The organism is Burkholderia sp. SRS-25, assembly GCF_004343765.1.
In the GTDB taxonomy this organism is placed as follows: Bacteria; Pseudomonadota; Gammaproteobacteria; order Burkholderiales; family Burkholderiaceae; genus Burkholderia; species Burkholderia contaminans.
This window is the reverse complement of record NZ_PTXM01000016.1, coordinates 213,757-229,738: the sequence shown is the minus strand read 5'-3', so window position 1 is coordinate 229,738 and position 15,982 is coordinate 213,757. Positions and strand designations below refer to the sequence as shown.

At 63.6% G+C, this 15,982-nt stretch carries 15 protein-coding genes and 1 tRNA gene; 4 read left to right on the top strand and 12 right to left on the bottom strand.

The window, feature by feature from the left end:
- Positions 1-123: 123 nt before the first annotated feature.
- The 9 genes from C5O79_RS23120 to C5O79_RS23080 all read right to left on the bottom strand — a co-directional run bounded on the left by C5O79_RS23120 (position 124) and on the right by C5O79_RS23080 (position 9,882).
- On the bottom strand, positions 124-381 hold the full coding sequence (locus tag C5O79_RS23120; RefSeq protein WP_047851443.1) for a PAAR domain-containing protein: 258 nt from the start codon (positions 379-381) through the stop codon (positions 124-126).
- 9 nt (positions 382-390) lie between these two features.
- Positions 391-1,857, bottom strand: a complete 1,467-nt coding sequence (locus C5O79_RS23115; RefSeq protein ID WP_047851444.1) for a hypothetical protein — start codon at positions 1,855-1,857, stop codon at positions 391-393.
- A complete protein-coding gene (locus C5O79_RS23110; RefSeq protein WP_226237381.1) occupies positions 1,854-4,196 on the bottom strand; it encodes a hypothetical protein in 2,343 nt (780 codons plus the stop codon). The genes C5O79_RS23115 and C5O79_RS23110 overlap by 4 nt, the downstream gene beginning before the upstream one ends.
- Before the next feature lie 18 nt (positions 4,197-4,214).
- Positions 4,215-6,992: a type VI secretion system Vgr family protein gene (locus C5O79_RS23105; RefSeq protein WP_131931785.1), complete on the bottom strand. Its 2,778-nt coding sequence runs from the start codon at positions 6,990-6,992 to the stop codon at positions 4,215-4,217.
- A gap of 431 nt (positions 6,993-7,423) precedes the next feature.
- Positions 7,424-7,499, bottom strand: a tRNA-Ala gene (locus C5O79_RS23100).
- Positions 7,500-7,565: 66 nt separating this feature from the next.
- Entirely contained in the window at positions 7,566-7,928 is a 363-nt protein-coding gene (locus C5O79_RS23095; protein ID WP_047851446.1) for a c-type cytochrome, read from the bottom strand.
- A complete protein-coding gene (locus C5O79_RS23090; protein WP_047851447.1) occupies positions 7,925-8,725 on the bottom strand; it encodes a BON domain-containing protein in 801 nt (266 codons plus the stop codon). The genes C5O79_RS23095 and C5O79_RS23090 overlap by 4 nt, the downstream gene beginning before the upstream one ends.
- Positions 8,726-8,742: 17 nt before the next feature.
- Positions 8,743-9,327 (bottom strand): SIS domain-containing protein, encoded by a 585-nt coding sequence (locus C5O79_RS23085; protein WP_039346770.1) that lies wholly within the window; start codon positions 9,325-9,327, stop codon positions 8,743-8,745.
- A 126-nt stretch (positions 9,328-9,453) separates the two neighbouring features.
- Positions 9,454-9,882: a YraN family protein gene (locus tag C5O79_RS23080; protein ID WP_174242112.1), complete on the bottom strand. Its 429-nt coding sequence runs from the start codon at positions 9,880-9,882 to the stop codon at positions 9,454-9,456.
- 46 nt (positions 9,883-9,928) lie between these two features.
- Here C5O79_RS23080 and rsmI point away from each other — a divergent pair, with 46 nt between their 5' ends.
- Complete coding sequence (gene rsmI / locus C5O79_RS23075) at positions 9,929-10,810, top strand: 16S rRNA (cytidine(1402)-2'-O)-methyltransferase (protein WP_047851449.1); 882 nt, start codon at positions 9,929-9,931, stop codon at positions 10,808-10,810.
- Positions 10,811-10,918: 108 nt separating this feature from the next.
- On the opposite strand, the gene C5O79_RS23070 is transcribed toward rsmI, so the two are convergent.
- Positions 10,919-11,530 carry a septal ring lytic transglycosylase RlpA family protein gene (locus C5O79_RS23070; RefSeq protein WP_046547434.1) on the bottom strand — a complete coding sequence of 204 codons (612 nt, stop codon included), beginning with the start codon at positions 11,528-11,530 and terminating at the stop codon, positions 10,919-10,921.
- 656 nt (positions 11,531-12,186) lie between these two features.
- Between C5O79_RS23070 and C5O79_RS23060 the strand changes: the two genes are divergently transcribed.
- The 3 genes from C5O79_RS23060 to C5O79_RS23050 all read left to right on the top strand — a co-directional run bounded on the left by C5O79_RS23060 (position 12,187) and on the right by C5O79_RS23050 (position 14,037).
- On the top strand, positions 12,187-12,831 hold the full coding sequence (locus C5O79_RS23060) for an MBL fold metallo-hydrolase (RefSeq protein ID WP_039346776.1): 645 nt from the start codon (positions 12,187-12,189) through the stop codon (positions 12,829-12,831).
- On the top strand, positions 12,828-13,487 hold the full coding sequence (locus tag C5O79_RS23055) for an exonuclease (protein WP_039346779.1): 660 nt from the start codon (positions 12,828-12,830) through the stop codon (positions 13,485-13,487). Before C5O79_RS23060 ends, C5O79_RS23055 begins: the two co-directional genes overlap by 4 nt.
- A gap of 79 nt (positions 13,488-13,566) precedes the next feature.
- Positions 13,567-14,037, top strand: a complete 471-nt coding sequence (locus tag C5O79_RS23050) for an Lrp/AsnC family transcriptional regulator (protein ID WP_011882933.1) — start codon at positions 13,567-13,569, stop codon at positions 14,035-14,037.
- Positions 14,038-14,075: 38 nt separating this feature from the next.
- Here the strand turns inward: C5O79_RS23050 and C5O79_RS23045 are convergent, their stop codons facing one another.
- Both C5O79_RS23045 and C5O79_RS23040 read right to left on the bottom strand, forming a co-directional pair.
- Positions 14,076-15,233 carry a cation diffusion facilitator family transporter gene (locus tag C5O79_RS23045; RefSeq protein ID WP_046547435.1) on the bottom strand — a complete coding sequence of 386 codons (1,158 nt, stop codon included), beginning with the start codon at positions 15,231-15,233 and terminating at the stop codon, positions 14,076-14,078.
- Positions 15,234-15,474: 241 nt separating this feature from the next.
- Positions 15,475-15,768 (bottom strand): H-NS histone family protein, encoded by a 294-nt coding sequence (locus C5O79_RS23040; RefSeq protein ID WP_006491875.1) that lies wholly within the window; start codon positions 15,766-15,768, stop codon positions 15,475-15,477.
- Positions 15,769-15,982: the final 214 nt, after the last annotated feature.

Here is a 15,982-nt window from a genome sequence, read left to right as displayed (position 1 = left end):
TGACCAGGCGTGTCGAGCAGAACGCCCCACATTTCCGATTCGTGCCACTCGGAGGAGACTCGCGGATCGAACAATTCTGTTCTGCGGCATTCCGGGGAATTGGAATGCGTCATCACACCCAGATCAGGAAAGACCGGAGGTGGCGACTGACGAAATGAGCACCGCGCCGCACGAGGTTTTATGACCGTCGAACGACGCGGGTGCGCCCTCCACGTCGAAACCGGCTTCGCCATCGATGATCACGACCTCGCCATGCAGCGGGCACGTGCAGCGATCGCCCTGACGGGCGACCGCGCGCCCCATGACTTCACTGTTCGGGGCACCGGTCTCTACGCGGCCACCGTGGCTATGCACGTCCCCCACCCGAATAATGCCGCGCATGGATGCTCCTCAGTACGAGTAACCCTGGATGCCGTAGTTCGTGTCGTGACGACGCCCCCACCACGGCAGATACGCATTGTTTTCGCCGCGAGCGCGGAACCAGTCGGCGTTCGAATTGATCGGCGTGAGCTTCGACGGCGGCAGCACGACGACGGCAGTCGGGTGGCTAGCATCCGTTGTACCTGCAACCAGTGCATTGCCGCCGAAATGGTTGACCCGACCGATCGCGAGCGCGATGTCCGTCAGCGCAGTGCCCGCACCCATGTCGCCAAGCAGTGCCGGCGTGTTGAAGACCTGCTTCGTGTAGTCGAATTCGGGCAGCGTTTCCGTGAGCGTCTGCGACAGCGAGGCCAGACGCGACGATGCGGCATCGCTGCCCTTGCCTGCGTCGTGCACGACGAACTGGATGCTTGCGGGGTCGACGTTTGCGTTTTGAGCCGCCTGCTTGATCGTCGCTTTCCACGCCTGGACCGCACGCGTGGTGCCGGCCTTCGCTTCGTAGTCACTTACCTTGCTCGTCGCAGCCTTGCCGATCCATGCGAGTGGCTCGCGTTCGGTCTTCAGATCGGGGCCCGCGAGGAACAGCACGGTAAGGTTCTCGTTCATCTGCTCGTCTTTGGGCGGAAAGCTGGGTGCGTCCCAGTTCATCACCCATACGCTTTCCTGCGGATGCTTCTGCAGATAGTCGAGCGCGGCGTTCAGCGACGTGAAGCCGGCATTGGCGCCGCCGACGTGGATCTGAATGTCCGCTGGAAGATCCTTGCTCCACAGGTCCGTTGCCGACTTGTTGCCAATCTCGAAATAGTCCTTGATTTGGTAGGCCAGGTAATCTTTTGCCTCTTTGGGCACCAGCCGCTGAGGTATCGCGAACTCGACACGAATGCCGGCCAGCTCTCGCCATTGCCTCGGATCGTGTGGCTGTACCGTGTAGAAATAGTGACCGTTCATCACGTATTTCTCGGCAAACAGGCCCAGGAGTGAGCTGATGTATTTTTCATAGTATCCGTCGAAGCTCTCTCTGCCATTGTTGCCGTCCGCAACAATCGCAACTGGTCTAACCGACGAAAAGCTCTTTGGATCCGTTCTGACCATATCGTCGTTCTTGTTCGGCTTGACGAGCCCCATTGTCCACAGCAATTGCCATTCCGTCGGATAGTCACGGCGTTGCAATGGATTGAGCCATTCCAGACCGACGACCTGTGCGAGAAACTGCTTCTCCTGGACTGGCGCCGAAGGTATCGGTGTAGAAACTGGCTGTGCAGCCTCCGCGGACGAAGATGACCACGCCGTGGCAAATGCAAAAACAGCGATCCCAGCCAGGGCCGGCAATCCAATCCATCGTGTCATTTCTTCTCCCATGCTTCGCGTCTGTGCGCCGTGGCCTATCGCTTCGATAGCAACGATGCTCATCACAAGTAGTACTCCAACGAATGCCAGTACGAGGCGTCGTGACCGGGAAGCGAACAACGATCTCATACGCCCCCCCCGATACAGAGAAACGCACCACCCTGGCGCTTGTCGTCTATCGATTCAGGCAGCGTCGCTTCGGCGTCTTTAAGCACCCAATCCTGCAGAAAGTCGCCATTCATTTTCCCTTTCTCGAAGTAGTCGGAATAAATCCTATTCGGATTGTCTTTTTCCAACTGCTTGCCAAACCGCCAGTCGGCTTCTTTCCTGAAATCGTTCAACTGTTGCTGGGAAATTCGACAGATACCAATCGCGACATCATAGGCCAACGCCTTTTCCGCGTGCATCGGATTGGTCATGATCGTCGAGTGGTTCGTCGGGTTATTCACTTTCGCGTCGAGAATTTGCACGATCTGCTTGTTTCGCCATTTCTGATACCCGTCCGGCATCTGTGCATCGGGGCCGGCCTCACCAACGACCTCGCCACCCTTGACCCATTCCGGGTTGTCTTTGTGGCGCGCCTCCATGCGTGCGATCGCGCGATCTTCGTAACGCTGTGACGCTTCGGTGCTCGCATCTCCGTGCGGCGCCATCTCGGCTGCGTGCTTGCCCTTGGCATTGTAAGTGTCGTATGGATCTGCCGTGTTTATGGTTGTCTTGTTCTTGTTACGCTGAGCCGCCACCGGATCGTTGTCCTCGTTGAAATCGCTCTCCGCGTCGCCATCCCTCACTTGCACGACCGCGCCAAAGCGGATCGCCTGCGGGAAGAAGGGTTCCGGCAGGCCCGGCGCATCACACAGCACGTGCCAGCCCTTCGGCGGATCAGCGTTAGTGCGAAACATGCCGAATGCGGACGTTGCCATCGTCACGATATACAACGCTGGGGCGAAAGCGATGGTTCCGACCTTGCCATACCACTTCGGATTGCCTCGCAGCGCCTTGACCAGGTCGTATTTGGCAGGCGGCGATGTCGGATAGAAAAACAGCTTCGACGACCCTCTTCCGTAACGCCAATCATCCTCCCATGTCCGGTAGACAACCGGCGCCTCCTGGCCGACCTGAAAATTGGTGGCGAAGACGCGCTGCGTAAAAAGGCTCGAGCCCTTTACGAGCTCCACCTCTTTCGGATGCAATCCACGCCAGCCCATCCCCTGGACCGGCGCAGCGGAAATCACTTGATCGTGTGGGCATGAGTACAAGGTCACACGCCCGTAGGTGTAGTTCTGGACGCCATACTGCTTTCTATCGTTGTCGGGATCATAGGCTGGCTTGCCGTCTTCGCGCGGCTTCATGTTCGCCATCGTCATCCGGTAGTCGAGCGGGTCGCGCTGGTCTTCCGAATCCTTGCTCTGCGCAATCAGTTCGAAAAACGCCTTCAAGGTGTTCACCCGCGCCTGAGATTCAACCCGACCGCGATTACCGTGGGAATCCTTGTCGTTACGCTCAGTCCAGTGTTCCATGAACGGTGAGTTATCGCCCTCGATGGAACCGACAACACCGTACGGTGGGTTGGCCAGCACATAGGTATCGGCTACGCATCTCACGCCAGCCTTCGCCGAAAGCCTGTCACCGAGGAACGCAGAGGCAATGCCAACCATGTTGCCCTGGCTATGGCACACCACCGTAATCGGGACATCCTTCTGAACCTTGCGGATCGAGCCAATGAGTTTCGCCAGCCGCAGTGCGCCCATCACGTTATACATGCGCGGCGGAGTCTCGAAGATCGGCCGCTGCGTGGGGTTAATGCCCTGCACATTGATGAACCCGAAGATGCGTGGATCGACACCCGCGTTCCAGAGATCCGGCAGGCTGCCGCATCCATTTGCGAATGGACCGCCCCCCCAATAATTCTTTTCGTTCAGGAAAATCGACTCGCCGTAACGCTTCAGCTCCTCCGCGTTCGCTTTGTAGCCCCAACGGAAATGGATGACAGGCGAGTAAGTATTTTCGTCTGGTTGGAGGTAGGTTTTCGACGTGAGCTTCGGGTTAATGAATCCATCATCCGTTAGGCTCGCCGTGTAATGCATCGGACCCATCTGGCCGCCCTGCGGCCCGCGGTGCGTCAACTGATCTTCCTCACGCCCAAGGCGCTTGTTCAAGCCCGCACAAAGCCCCTCCTCACCCGGCTCAAACCACTCCCCTTCCGAGTTGACCCCGTGCACGAAAATCACGATGCCCGGCAACGGCATCTGCATCACGCACAGGTAGTCGGATTGGTTGAGCGTTACCACGCCATTGCCGTTGGCGACCAGATAGCGATTCTGCGAATCGTCACCGCCTCCCGACGTTCCCCCGCCCGCAGGCGTACGCGGATCGAGACCGCCACCGCCACTCGCTGCATCCTGCGCCGGCGGATTGTTTTCAGATGCACCCGGACTAGCCGGTGCAGTATCGGCTGTGTCTGCCATGATTACTTTTATCCCCGGTCAGATCTTGTTCTTGAAGAAATTCACGACGAACGGCTCGAACTGGTTGCTCTGGATAGGAGCAAGCTTGCCCGCGGCATCGGACTGCCCCTTGATCACTTCGCCCGACGCCTTCGTGATTTCCGCCTGCATGCCCTCGACGGCCTGCCCATCGGTCGCCCGCACGAGCTTCGGCACACGCCCGAGCGGCGCATGATCGAACTTCGGCATGTCCGTGCTCATGCTCGCCGGCCCCTGCCACGAGTGCCCAGCGGACTTCACCGTGAAACTGCCCGGGCACCCCAGCTCGATATCGCTGCCGTGCAGTTTCAGGTACGCGCCGCCGGACGTCGTGAACACCACCTCGTCGCTCGCCATGCCTGCGAGCTTGCCGCCGGCCGCCGTGAACTGAATGTTCTTCGCGGAATCGATCTGCGTGTCGTCGTTCTGACTCTGCAGCGTCACCTTGCCCTGATTCGCGATCGCCGACACGCCATCGCTGTGGGCGAACATCGCAACGCCGCGCCCGCCGTGCAACGCGATGCGCTGCCCGCTCGTCAGCTGGACATGTTGCTGCGCGACCTGGTCGATGTTCTCGCCGGCGTAGGTCACGTGCGTCTTCGGCGTGATCGCAACCGAACCGGCTTGCGCGCCGAACGCCATCAGCGCCTGCGACCCGGCCGCATCGCCAGTGCCGGTGGTGCCCGACGCGCCGCTGCCGGGCGTCCACCCCTTGAACGCAGCGGCAACGGCCTGCTGGCCCGCCGTATCGGCGGCCTGACCGCCATGCTGACCGGCGTAGTCGCCCAGCGACTTGAACAACTCGGTGCACTCGCCGAGCAGTCGCAACAACTCGTCACGATCGAGCTGCCCGCCGCTCGCCTGCGAGCGTGCATAGGTCGTCAGCAGAATCCCCTGCGCGGCCCGCAGCGCGGCAGCCGCGTCGGTACGCAATTCCGCGCCCTCTCCACGGTCCTGGCCCCGGCCGTCCTGGCGGGGCTGCGTCAGGTACCCCAGATTCAGTTGAGAGTGCGCGTGCTCGCTCGCCAGCTGGCTGGAAATCTGTCCCGGCGTATCGTCGAGACGCAGCTGGTTATACCGGCTCCCCTTGATTTCCTTGGTCTTGATCCCCGACACATAGCGGTTGCCGGGGAGATTGCCGATATGGGTGAATGCCGCCGGCGGATTCACGCCGTTGCTCAGCACGTTGATGATGACCAGCCGGTCCGGATCGCCGCCGAGGCTGCCGATCAGGACTTCCATGCCGACACGCGGCAGAAAGAGCGCGCCGAAGCTTCCGCCGGCGAGACTCGCCCCGACACGGATCGGCGCGCTGTCGCCGGCGTTGTCGTTCGTGCCCGCGCCCTGCGCGTGTGCATGGTCGGCCGGATCGAGCCCGTGAATCCGTACGCGGACGCGGCCATCGGCATCGCAGAACACTTCCTCGCCCTGCTGGCCGACGATCGTGCCGGTCAGCAGATGCACGGGCGGCAGGTCGATCTTCGGGTCGTATGCGGGCGCCAGCGGTACGCCACGCCGCACGCAGGTGAAATGATTCTCGTAGCGCGTGTCGGGCTCGGTCGCTGCGGCAGGCTGCTGCAATGGCGACGGATAAGCCAGGTGCCGGCTCGCCGCAAACAGCGCCTGCACGCGGTCGGTCAGCCCCTTCGGCAGATTGTTCCAGACGTCGTGGTCGATCGACGTGATCACGAACTGCCGCTGGTCGGTGGGCTGCATGTCCCGTTCGGGATCCCCGGTCAGCGTGACCCATGTGCCGACGGCAAGGTCGCGTACGCTGCTCACGCCGTCGTAACGCTCGGCTTCGAACTGATGCGCGAGCATCCGGGCGCGCGTGAGGCGCTCGTGATCGCTCCACGAGTCGCCCGCATGCGGGATGTCGATCGCGACGTCGGTCAGCAATTGCGCCAGGTCGTTGCCGGCCTCGCCCTGGTCGAGGCTCGCCGCGACCATCGACTCGTCGATACGCGCTTTCTTGTAGTCCCACGACGGGCGACCGACCTGACCGGGTGTCAGACGCTGATGCAGGGCGAACAACGTGACGGTGTCACGCTCCTCGGTCGCGGCGTCGCGCGGATGCAGCCGCACCGTACCGGCCGGCGCCTGGGGCAACGACATCGGATCGTCACAGCACACGAGCGTATGCGCGGGCGTGTCATCGTGGCTATTGCCCTTGCCCGCGCCGGCCTTGGCAAACACCGTAATGCCCTCGCGTCGCAACAGGCGGCGCACGAACTTCGCATCCGATTCGTTGACCTGGCGTGTCAGTTCGCGCGCTGGATATCGGTCGCGACTCAAGCCCGACAGGTCGAACTCAAAGGCCGCCGCCAGCGCCGGGCTGCGCTGACGCCATTCAGTAAACAGTGTCGAGAGGATGTCGACGACGCTGCTCTGACGGAATACGCGGGAATTCGTGCGCTTGTCCATCAACGACAGGGCATCGCATACGGTCAGTTGGTACACGCACAGCTCGCCGTCGCTCTGGCCGATCTGCACGTCCTGGATGATCGCGTTGACGAAGTGCAACTGCCCCCGATCGGTGACGAGCCGGATCGAGACAGGGACGCCGAGAAACAGCCGCGGCGGCAGGTTGTGGCGCGCCGACACGCAGGTCAGATGCCCGCGAATGCCGGTCATCAACCCTTCGTGCACGTGCGCGTGCTGCAGCGCAAGCAAGTGCCCCAGTGCGTCTTGCGCCTTGCCGAAATTCAAGGCGACTGGTCGACGGTTCCAGTCGACCACCCCCGATGCAAAGCTGCTTATTGTTTCGTTTATCGACACAGCCGCTCTCTCAATATTGTTGTCGACCTGTTGGCTTCGGCTTCGCGACGCGCGTCATCGCGCGGTCACACTACCGATTTGTGACAGCGAGCATATCAAATTAACGGAAATATTTCGGCACCCTACGTGTATCCATGCCGGCTGCCGACACAATCTGACGAAAAATGACGGATTCCGGCATCACGCGGGGGCGGCGCCGACCGCAGCCCGAGGGGATCGAGCGATTCGCGCGGAAAAACACGCGGCTGAAGAGGAAGTCGACGAAGCAACGTGCACACACGCCGATGTCGAGCAGAAAAGCAAAAAGCCGACACGAGGCCGGCTTTTTGTTTGCGATACATAAGGCTGTACGCCCGGGGGAAGCACAACGCTGCACCCGGTGCAGCATTACCCTTCCTGCCTCAAGACGCGATCGGCCCTTCGAATCCCGTTGGTGGAGCGGAGGAGGATCGAACTCCCGACCTTCGCATTGCGAACGCGACGCTCTCCCAGCTGAGCTACCGCCCCAACAGTCAACAATCATACACACGCATTTCTGCGCTTGGCAATAGGGGTTGAATCGCCCCTCGAACCTTACTTTGACGGCGCGCCAGCCAGCACCCATTCGACCACCGAACGCACGTCGGCGTCGCTCATGCGCGGGTGCGCGGGCATCGGAATGGCGCCCCAGACGCCCGAGCCGCCTTCCTTCACCTTCTTCGACAGCTTGGCCACGGCCTGCGGATCAGCCTTGTAGCGGGCGGCGATATCCTTGAACGACGGGCCGACGAGCTTGCGGTCCACCGCGTGGCAGCCCATGCACGCGTTGCCGCGCGCGACCTTCAGGCCGTCACCGACATCCGCGTGCGCGACGCCCAGCGTGCCAACCACGAGCGCCGCGATTGCGGCGCCCTGCACCGTCCACTGTTTCATCTGCTTCATCTGCCTGTTCTTCATTGCGACGGGGCCTTCGGGTTGCCCGGGTGCACGTTCGACGAATTCGAGATCGGTGCGGGCGGCTGCAGCGGCGTGGACTGCACCGACGCGTCGGGCACGGCGCCCACCGTCGCGGTATCCGCCGGCGCGGCGGCGGCCTGCGCGCCGGATGCGCCGCTTGCGGGCGATGCGTTCTGCAGCGCCTGCGCGTCCTGAGGCTTCACGTACTGGAACACCTTCACGACCTTCTCGACGCCCGGCACCTGGCTGGCGGCTTCCGCACCGCGATTGCCCTCGTCGACCGTCACGAGCCCCATCAGGTAAAGGTTGCCGCGTTCGCTGACGACCTTGTAGTAGTTCGCCGAGATGCCCTTCGTCGCGATCAGCTCGGACTTCACGCGCCCTTCGAGGTACGAGTCGTTCGCGCGCGACGACAGCGACGACGCCGGCTCGACCGACAGCTCGTTGACGATGCCGTTCACGTTGTTGATGGCGCGCACGATTTCCTCGGCGCGCTGCTTCGATGCATCGTTCGGCACTTCACCCGTCAGCAGCACGCGGCGGTTGAACACCGTCACGTTCACGTGGGACTGGTCGGGCAGCCCGTTGTTGATCTGCGAGAGCGACTTGACCTGGATCTCGCGATCCTCCGTCTGCGCACCGAGCGTACGGCGATCGGTCGCGATCAGCGCGCCGCCGCCGGCCGCTGCGCCCACGACCCCGAGCACACAACCCTGCAGCGACACGGCGAGGCCCGCCGTCAACGCAGCGAGCAGCGTGGTTCTGACGAGCGTCTGTTTGACGCGGCTTTGATTCATCGACGGCTCTCCTTCGTTCAATCCTCACCCAGCAGCATCGCGTCGATGCCGTCGCACAGGCAGTGGATGGTCAGCAGATGGACTTCGTGGATGCGCGCCGCGCGAACGGCGGGCACGCTGATCGGAATATCGGTATCGGACAGTGCGGCGGCGACCGCGTGGCCTTCGCCGCCCGTCAGCGCGACGACGGTCATCTCGCGCTCGTGCGCTTCGTCGATCGCCGCCAGCACGCGCGGCGACGCGCCGGCCGGATCGAGCACCAGCAGGATGTCGCCGGTCTGGCCGAGCACGCGCACCTGCTGCGCGAACAGCTGATCGGCGGACACCGCGCCCGCGAGGCCGCCCTGCGACGCATCGGTGGCCAGCGCGATCGCGGGCAGGCCCGGGCGCTCGCGCTCGAAGCCGCCGACGAGCGATACGGCGAGGTAATGCGCGGCGGCGGCCGACGGGCCGTCACCGCAAGCGACGATCTTGTTGCCGTTCGCCAGCGCGGCGAACATCGCATCGACCGCGGCTGCGATCGGCAGCGACAGCGCGTCGGCAGCTTCGGCGTGAAGCGCGGCGCTGTCGCGGAAATGTTGCTGAATACGTTCGACTGACATCGATTCCTGGTGAACTGGGCGCGCGGCACGCATCGCGCGACATCGTGGGTGCGGCGAGTTTACCGTACTCCGGCACCCTCTCCGGGGGTCCGGCAAGAACTCTTTACATCTCGTCACAGCTCGCGGCTACGCATCGTCGGCACGAAATGCGTCGCGCAACCACACGAGCCGGCCGGCCTCGAACGCGACGACGTCGAAGCGGCACGCGGCGCCGGCGCCGTGCCGCGCCCAGAACTGGAGCGCAGCCGCCACCAGCCGACGCCGCTTGCGCCAGCCGACGCTCGCGGCCGCGCCGCCATGCCGGACGCTGCGCCGCGCGCGCACCTCGACGAACACGAGCATGCCGTCGGGCTCGCGCATCACGAGATCGAGCTCGCCCCCGCGCATCGTCACGTTCGCCGCGACGAACACGAGGCCGCGGCGTTCGAGAAACTGCCGCGCACGGAGCTCGAACGCCGCGCCGACCGGTTTGGATCGCGCCGCATCCGAAAAGTTGTCGCCGGCGCGTACCAAACCGCGCCCGCCGCCCGGCCGGGCCGGCGCCGCGTGGCACAATGCCGTCCTTGTTCCGCTTGCGCCGCGATTGCGCGCATTGCCTGCCATGACTGCCCTCCTCGAACTCGCCCGCACGCAGCACTACCCGGACGCCGCGCTCTACGTGGTCGCCACGCCGATCGGCAACACCGCCGACATCACGCTGCGCGCGCTGCACGTGCTCGGCCTCGCCGACCGCATCGCGGCCGAAGACACCCGCAACACGGGCCAGCTGCTCGCCCGCTACGGAATCTCGAAACCGCTCGTCGCCGTGCACGAGCACAACGAACGCGAAGCCGCGCAACGCGTGATCGAACTGCTGCGCGGCGGCGAACGCGTGGCCTATGTTTCGGACGCCGGCACGCCCGGCATCTCGGACCCCGGCGCGCGGCTCGTCGACGCGGTGCGCGCCGCCGGCTTCGCGGTGATCCCGCTGCCGGGCGCGAGCGCGGCGGTGACCGCGCTGAGCGTGGCCGGCGGCTGGGCCGGCGCGTTCACGTTCGCGGGCTTCCTGCCGCCGAAGGCAAAACAACGCGCGACCGCGCTGCAGGCGCTGGTATCGCACCCGTATGCACTGGTGTTCTACGAAGCGCCGCACCGGATCGCCGAAACCGTCGCCGCACTCGCCGACGCATTCGGCCCCGCGCGCCGGCTGCTGATTGCGCGCGAGCTCACCAAGCTACACGAGCAGTTGTTCCAGGGCACCCTGGCCGAAGGACAGACCTGGCTCGCCGGCGATGCGAACCGGCAGCGCGGCGAGTTCGTGCTGGTGGTCGAGGGCGCACCGGCGACGAGCGGCGAAGCCGACGACACCGCACACGACGCGCTGCTCAAGCTGCTGCTGGAAGAGGTGCCGGTGAAAAGCGCGGCCAAGCTCGCGGCCGCGCTGACGGGCGCGTCGCGCAACACGCTCTATGCGCGCGCGCTCGTGCTGAAGGACGAAAGCTGACGCGCGAGGCGGCCGGCACCGGGAAGCCGGCGCCGGCATCGCGCCGCGCAGATAAGACAAAGGGCTGCCCGCGGGCAGCCCTTTTGCATGAGCGGTCGAGCCGCTGCGTTACTTCGCCGAGACCGAAGCGAACATTTCGTCGCGCGCCTCGCGCGCTTCCTGCGGCGACAGCCCTTCGATCTTCACGCGGCCCGTGCCGGCGTGCACGAGGCCGATCATCTTGGCAGCCGCATACGACAAGTCGAGCACGCGGCCGCGCTTGAACGGCCCGCGATCGTTGACCTTCACGACGACCCACTTGCCGGTCGACGCGTTCGTCACCTTGATGTACGACGACAGCGGCAGCGTGCGGTGTGCGGCGGTGAGCGCGTTCATGTTGAAGCGCTCGCCGTTCGCGGTGCGGCGGCCGTGGAAATCCCGCCCGTACCACGATGCGCGGCCCGTCTGGCGGAAATCGGACACATCCTTGCCATCGATCGGCTCGGCGTCCGCCAGCGACGACTTCTTCGCGTCCTTGCTGTCGCCAGCCGGCATCGACGCCAGCGCGGAATCAAAACTGAGTTGCTGCTTGTCGTCGTCCGCCTTCGCGGCAGCGGCCGTCTTGTCGACCGCCTTCTTCTGGTTCGCGCTGCTGGTGGTCTGGCTGGGTGGCACCGCGCAGCCCGTCAGCGCAAAAAACAATGCAATGGTCCCGAATCGACTCGGAAAACGTAAATTCATCGACGTGTCGCCTTCTGGTTCGGGCCGCTCCGTCGTCACGCCGATTCACAGCGCAGACATGCGGCCCGGACGGCAAATGCGTGCACGCCCCGCTCGGATGCGAGCAGGCGGCTTGCATGGGCGCGGCTTTCGTCTAGGCCGCAACCGTCCTGATTAGTTTTCACGTCTGGCGCAACCTGTCCCCAACAGCCTGACCAGACCCCACATGCCGCCATCGAACATGGCTCCACGTTCGCGCGCGTCGAAACGACCGACTCACAGGAACGGCGGCACAGGCCTCATCCGGCGGCGCGGCAGCAGGGCCGCAGGCGGGCGCGCAGCACCCGGCCGGACAAGACGTGAGCACCGAATATTCGGTGCTGGATACACCGCCGGACTCCCCGGCGGCTGATGCTTGACGGTGCCTCCGACGCCCTCTTTTAACGGGGCCGAAACACCAGCGAATTGCGTGAAATTCACGCTCAATGGGGCGCATTATACATAAACCAAAAGGTCATCTCGAAAAGCACCCCCGGCAGACCATTGATTCTCACTATGGGTGTAACAATCGACATGCTCCGGGAATGCCCGGAGGCGTCCACCGTGACGCATGTCGCGCGACCGGCAGGCGGCACGCGCGACCGGTACAATCGCTCCTTTTAGCCGCCGGTGCCTCCATGAAAGTCACGCTCATTCCGGTCACGCCGTTCCAGCAGAACTGCTCGCTGCTCGTTTGCGAAAAAACGGGCCGCGCCGCCGTCGTCGATCCGGGCGGCGATCTCGACCGGATCGAACAGGAAGTCGCGCGGCAGAACGTGCAGGTCGAGAAGGTGCTGCTCACGCACGGGCACATCGATCACTGCGCGGGCGCGAAGACGCTCGCGACGCATTACGGCGTGCCGATCGAGGGGCCGCAGGAAGAAGAGCGCTTCTGGATCGAGAAGCTGCCGATGCAGAGCGAACGCTTCGGCTTTCCGGCCGCCGACACCTTCGAGCCGGATCGCTGGCTGAACGACGGCGACACCGTGCAGTTCGGCGACGAGACGCTCGAGGTCTATCACTGCCCGGGCCACACGCCCGGCCACGTCGTGTTCTTCAGCCGCGCGCATCGCGTCGCGATCGTCGGCGACGTGCTGTTCGCCGGCTCGATCGGTCGTACCGATTTCCCGCGCGGCAATCACGAGGATCTCGTCCGGTCGATCAAGGAGAAGCTGTGGCCGCTCGGCGACGACGTGACGTTCGTGCCGGGCCATGGCCCGGTGTCGACGTTCGGCGACGAGCGCCGCACGAACCCGTTCGTGTCCGACAAGGTGTTCGGATGAACCAGACCGCCATCCCGGAAATCTACGTCAGCACCGATGTCGAGGCCGACGGCCCGATTCCCGGTCCGCATTCGATGCTGAGCTTTGCCTCGGCCGCCTATACCGAGGACAAGCAGCTGATCGCGACGTTCTCGGCGAACCTCGAAACACTGCCGGGCGCGCAGGCGCACCCGGTGCAGGAAGCATGGTGGAAGACCGAGCCCGAAGCATGGGCCGCGTGCCGAAAGGATCTGCAGGCGCCCGAAGCGGCGCTGCTCGCGTACGTCGACTGGGTCGAGGCGCTGCCCGGCAAGCCGGTGTTCGTCGCGATGCCGGCCGGCTTCGATTTCACGTTCATGTTCTGGTACATGATGCGCTTCGCGGGACGCTGCCCGTTCTCGTGGTCGGCGCTCGACATCAAGACGCTCGCGTTCGCGATGACGGGCCTGCCGTACCGCAAGGCGATCAAGCCGCGGTTTCCGAAGCACTGGTTCGACGACCATCCGCACACGCACGTCGCACTCGACGACGCGATCGAGCAAGGCGCGCTGTTCTGCAACATGCTTGCCGACCTGCGCCGCCAGCAGGCTGCGCTCGCCGGCCTCGCGGTGTCGGACACCGATCGTTCGGAAAATGCAGGCGCGGGACAAAATCCCACGGATCCGCGAGCAAATTAGCGAATCCCGCTCAACAACGCGACGCCAGATTGCCTTTCCTTTCCCGGCCCTCTAACATTCAGCGTGTTGTAGCTGCCGCATGGAGGCGCAGGTGACGCTCGATTCCTTTTCGCAAAAAATCCTTCGCCTGTTGCAGCTCGACGCGCGCCGCTCGGTCCAGGAAATCTCGGACCAGGTCGGCCTGTCGAGCACGCCGTGCTGGCGCCGTATCAAGGACATGGAACAGTCGGGCGTGATCCAGCGCTACACGGCGCTGCTCGATCGCGAGAAGCTCGGCCTGCACGTCTGCGCGCTCGCGCACGTGCACCTGACCCGCCACAACGAAGGCGGCGTCGAGCAGTTCGAGCGCGAGATCTCGACCTGCCCGGAAGTCACCGAGTGCTACAGCACGACCGGCGAAGCCGATTACATCCTCAAGATCGTCGCGCCGGACATCAAGGCCTACGACGTGTTCCTGCACGAACGCATCTTCAAGATCCCCGCCGTGTCGCAAGTGCGCACGAGCGTCGTGCTGCGCGAGATCAAGTTCGACACGCAACTGCCGCTGTAACGCGCCGGCGGCCTTCCATCCCGTGAGCCCGCGGCGGGTCACGCCTGCGCGGGCACCGTGCGCGTGAAGCCGATCCGGTGCGCACCGAACTCGCGCTTCAGCGCGTCGGCGTCGAGCCGGCCGGCCAGCGCCGCGTCGGTATCGTGCGTATCGCAGGCAAGCGTCACGTCGATCTCGAGCCCCGTACTCAGGTAATGCAGGTCGATGGCCGCCGCATGCAGCCCGCGCTGCGCGAGCGCGGCCTCGAGCCGTGTCACGATCTCGCCGCGCGGCGGCAGCGCGAGCGCCGGACGGCGCGCCGCGTCGTTCTCGGGATCGACATGGATCAGCGCATCGAGCACGCGCGGGTCGGTCAGCACGCGCGCACGCGCGGTCTCGGCAATGTAGTGCCCTTCGGAAACGGAGATTTTCGGATCGACGAGGATGTGCGCGTCGACGAGCGCGGCATCGCCCATCTTGCGCGTGCGCAGGTCGTGCACGTCGCGCACGCCCGGCGTCGCCACGAGCAGCGCGCGGATCTCGGCGGTATCGGTCGTATCGAGCGCGCGATCGGAGAGGTCCTGCAACGCGTCATAGCCGAACGTCCAGCCCATGCGCGCGACCATGAAGCCGACGATCGCCGCCGCGATCGGGTCGAGCAGCCGCACGCCGGCGAGGCTGCCGACGATGCCGATCGCAACGACGAGCGACGATGCGGCATCCGAACGCGCATGCCATGCGTTCGCGACGAGCATCGCCGAACGGACGCGCCGCGCTTCGCGCAGCATGTAGCGAAACAGCGCTTCCTTCGACACGAGCACCGTCAACGCGACGAGCAGCGCGGAAAAATGTACCGCCGGAATGTTTTCGAGATTAACGAGACGGTCGCCGGCCCGCCAGAGCATGCCGACGCCAACCGCAATCAGGATCGCGCCGAGAAACAGCGAGGCGACGGTCTCGTAGCGGCTGTGGCCGTAATTGTGGTCGGCATCCGGCGATGCGCCGCTATGCCGATTCGCAACCAGCACGACAAAATCCGAGATCAAATCGGAAATCGAATGCACGCCGTCGGCAATCAATGCCTGCGAATGTGCGATCACGCCGACGACGATCTGAAATGTCGCAAGCACGACATTCAGCACAATACTGACGAACGTGCTCTTGCGTGCAACCGCGTGCTTATCTGCGCTCTGCGCGTCGCCGGAAAACGTGGACATGAAATATGAGATATCGGTGTGCGAAACCCGATTCTATCAAGGGCGCCCCGCAAACCCCGCCAATACCCACAAATTTCTTATTTAAATCAATCGCTTATGCGAACGTGTCGCATTTTCATTCACGCCGGATTATTACATTTTCATGACAACAACATGTAACCGGCGACCGCTGAAAACAAAAAAGCCGCGCTCCTTGACGGATACGCGGCTCTTTTGAAGAGCAGGCTACTTAAACAGGCGTTTAAATCGCAAACTGTTCGCGGTTCTTGCCTGCGATCCAGCGCGGCGGCTTGCCGCGGCCCGACCACGTCGCGCCCGTTTCCGGATCGCGATATTTCGCGGCAACGCCTGCGCGCGGACGGCCAACCTTACCTGCCTTCGCGCGGCTGAGACCGAGTTCGGCGAGCGAAAAGCCATAGTCGGCAATTTTCTGCTTCACGTCATTCAGCACTTCAGCGTATTCACGCGACTTTGCTTCTTCGATTTGCTTCTCCAGCTTCTCCCGCTGGGCCAGCAGGTCCTTGTAAGAAGACATAGTTTCCCTTTCTATCTGACCAATGGCGCCGGTCTGCTGCCAGCTCACCATTCATGAAATATATGTGCCTCGGATTTTCGAAGGCAGAGATTAGCACAAAAAAGATTTGATAGAAGCGAGATTCATGAAAATCCCGAGATCAATTGAAATTCACGTGTGTCATTTTGACCGGTCGCGGCCTTTTCTCAAATTTTTACGTTCCTACACAGAGATT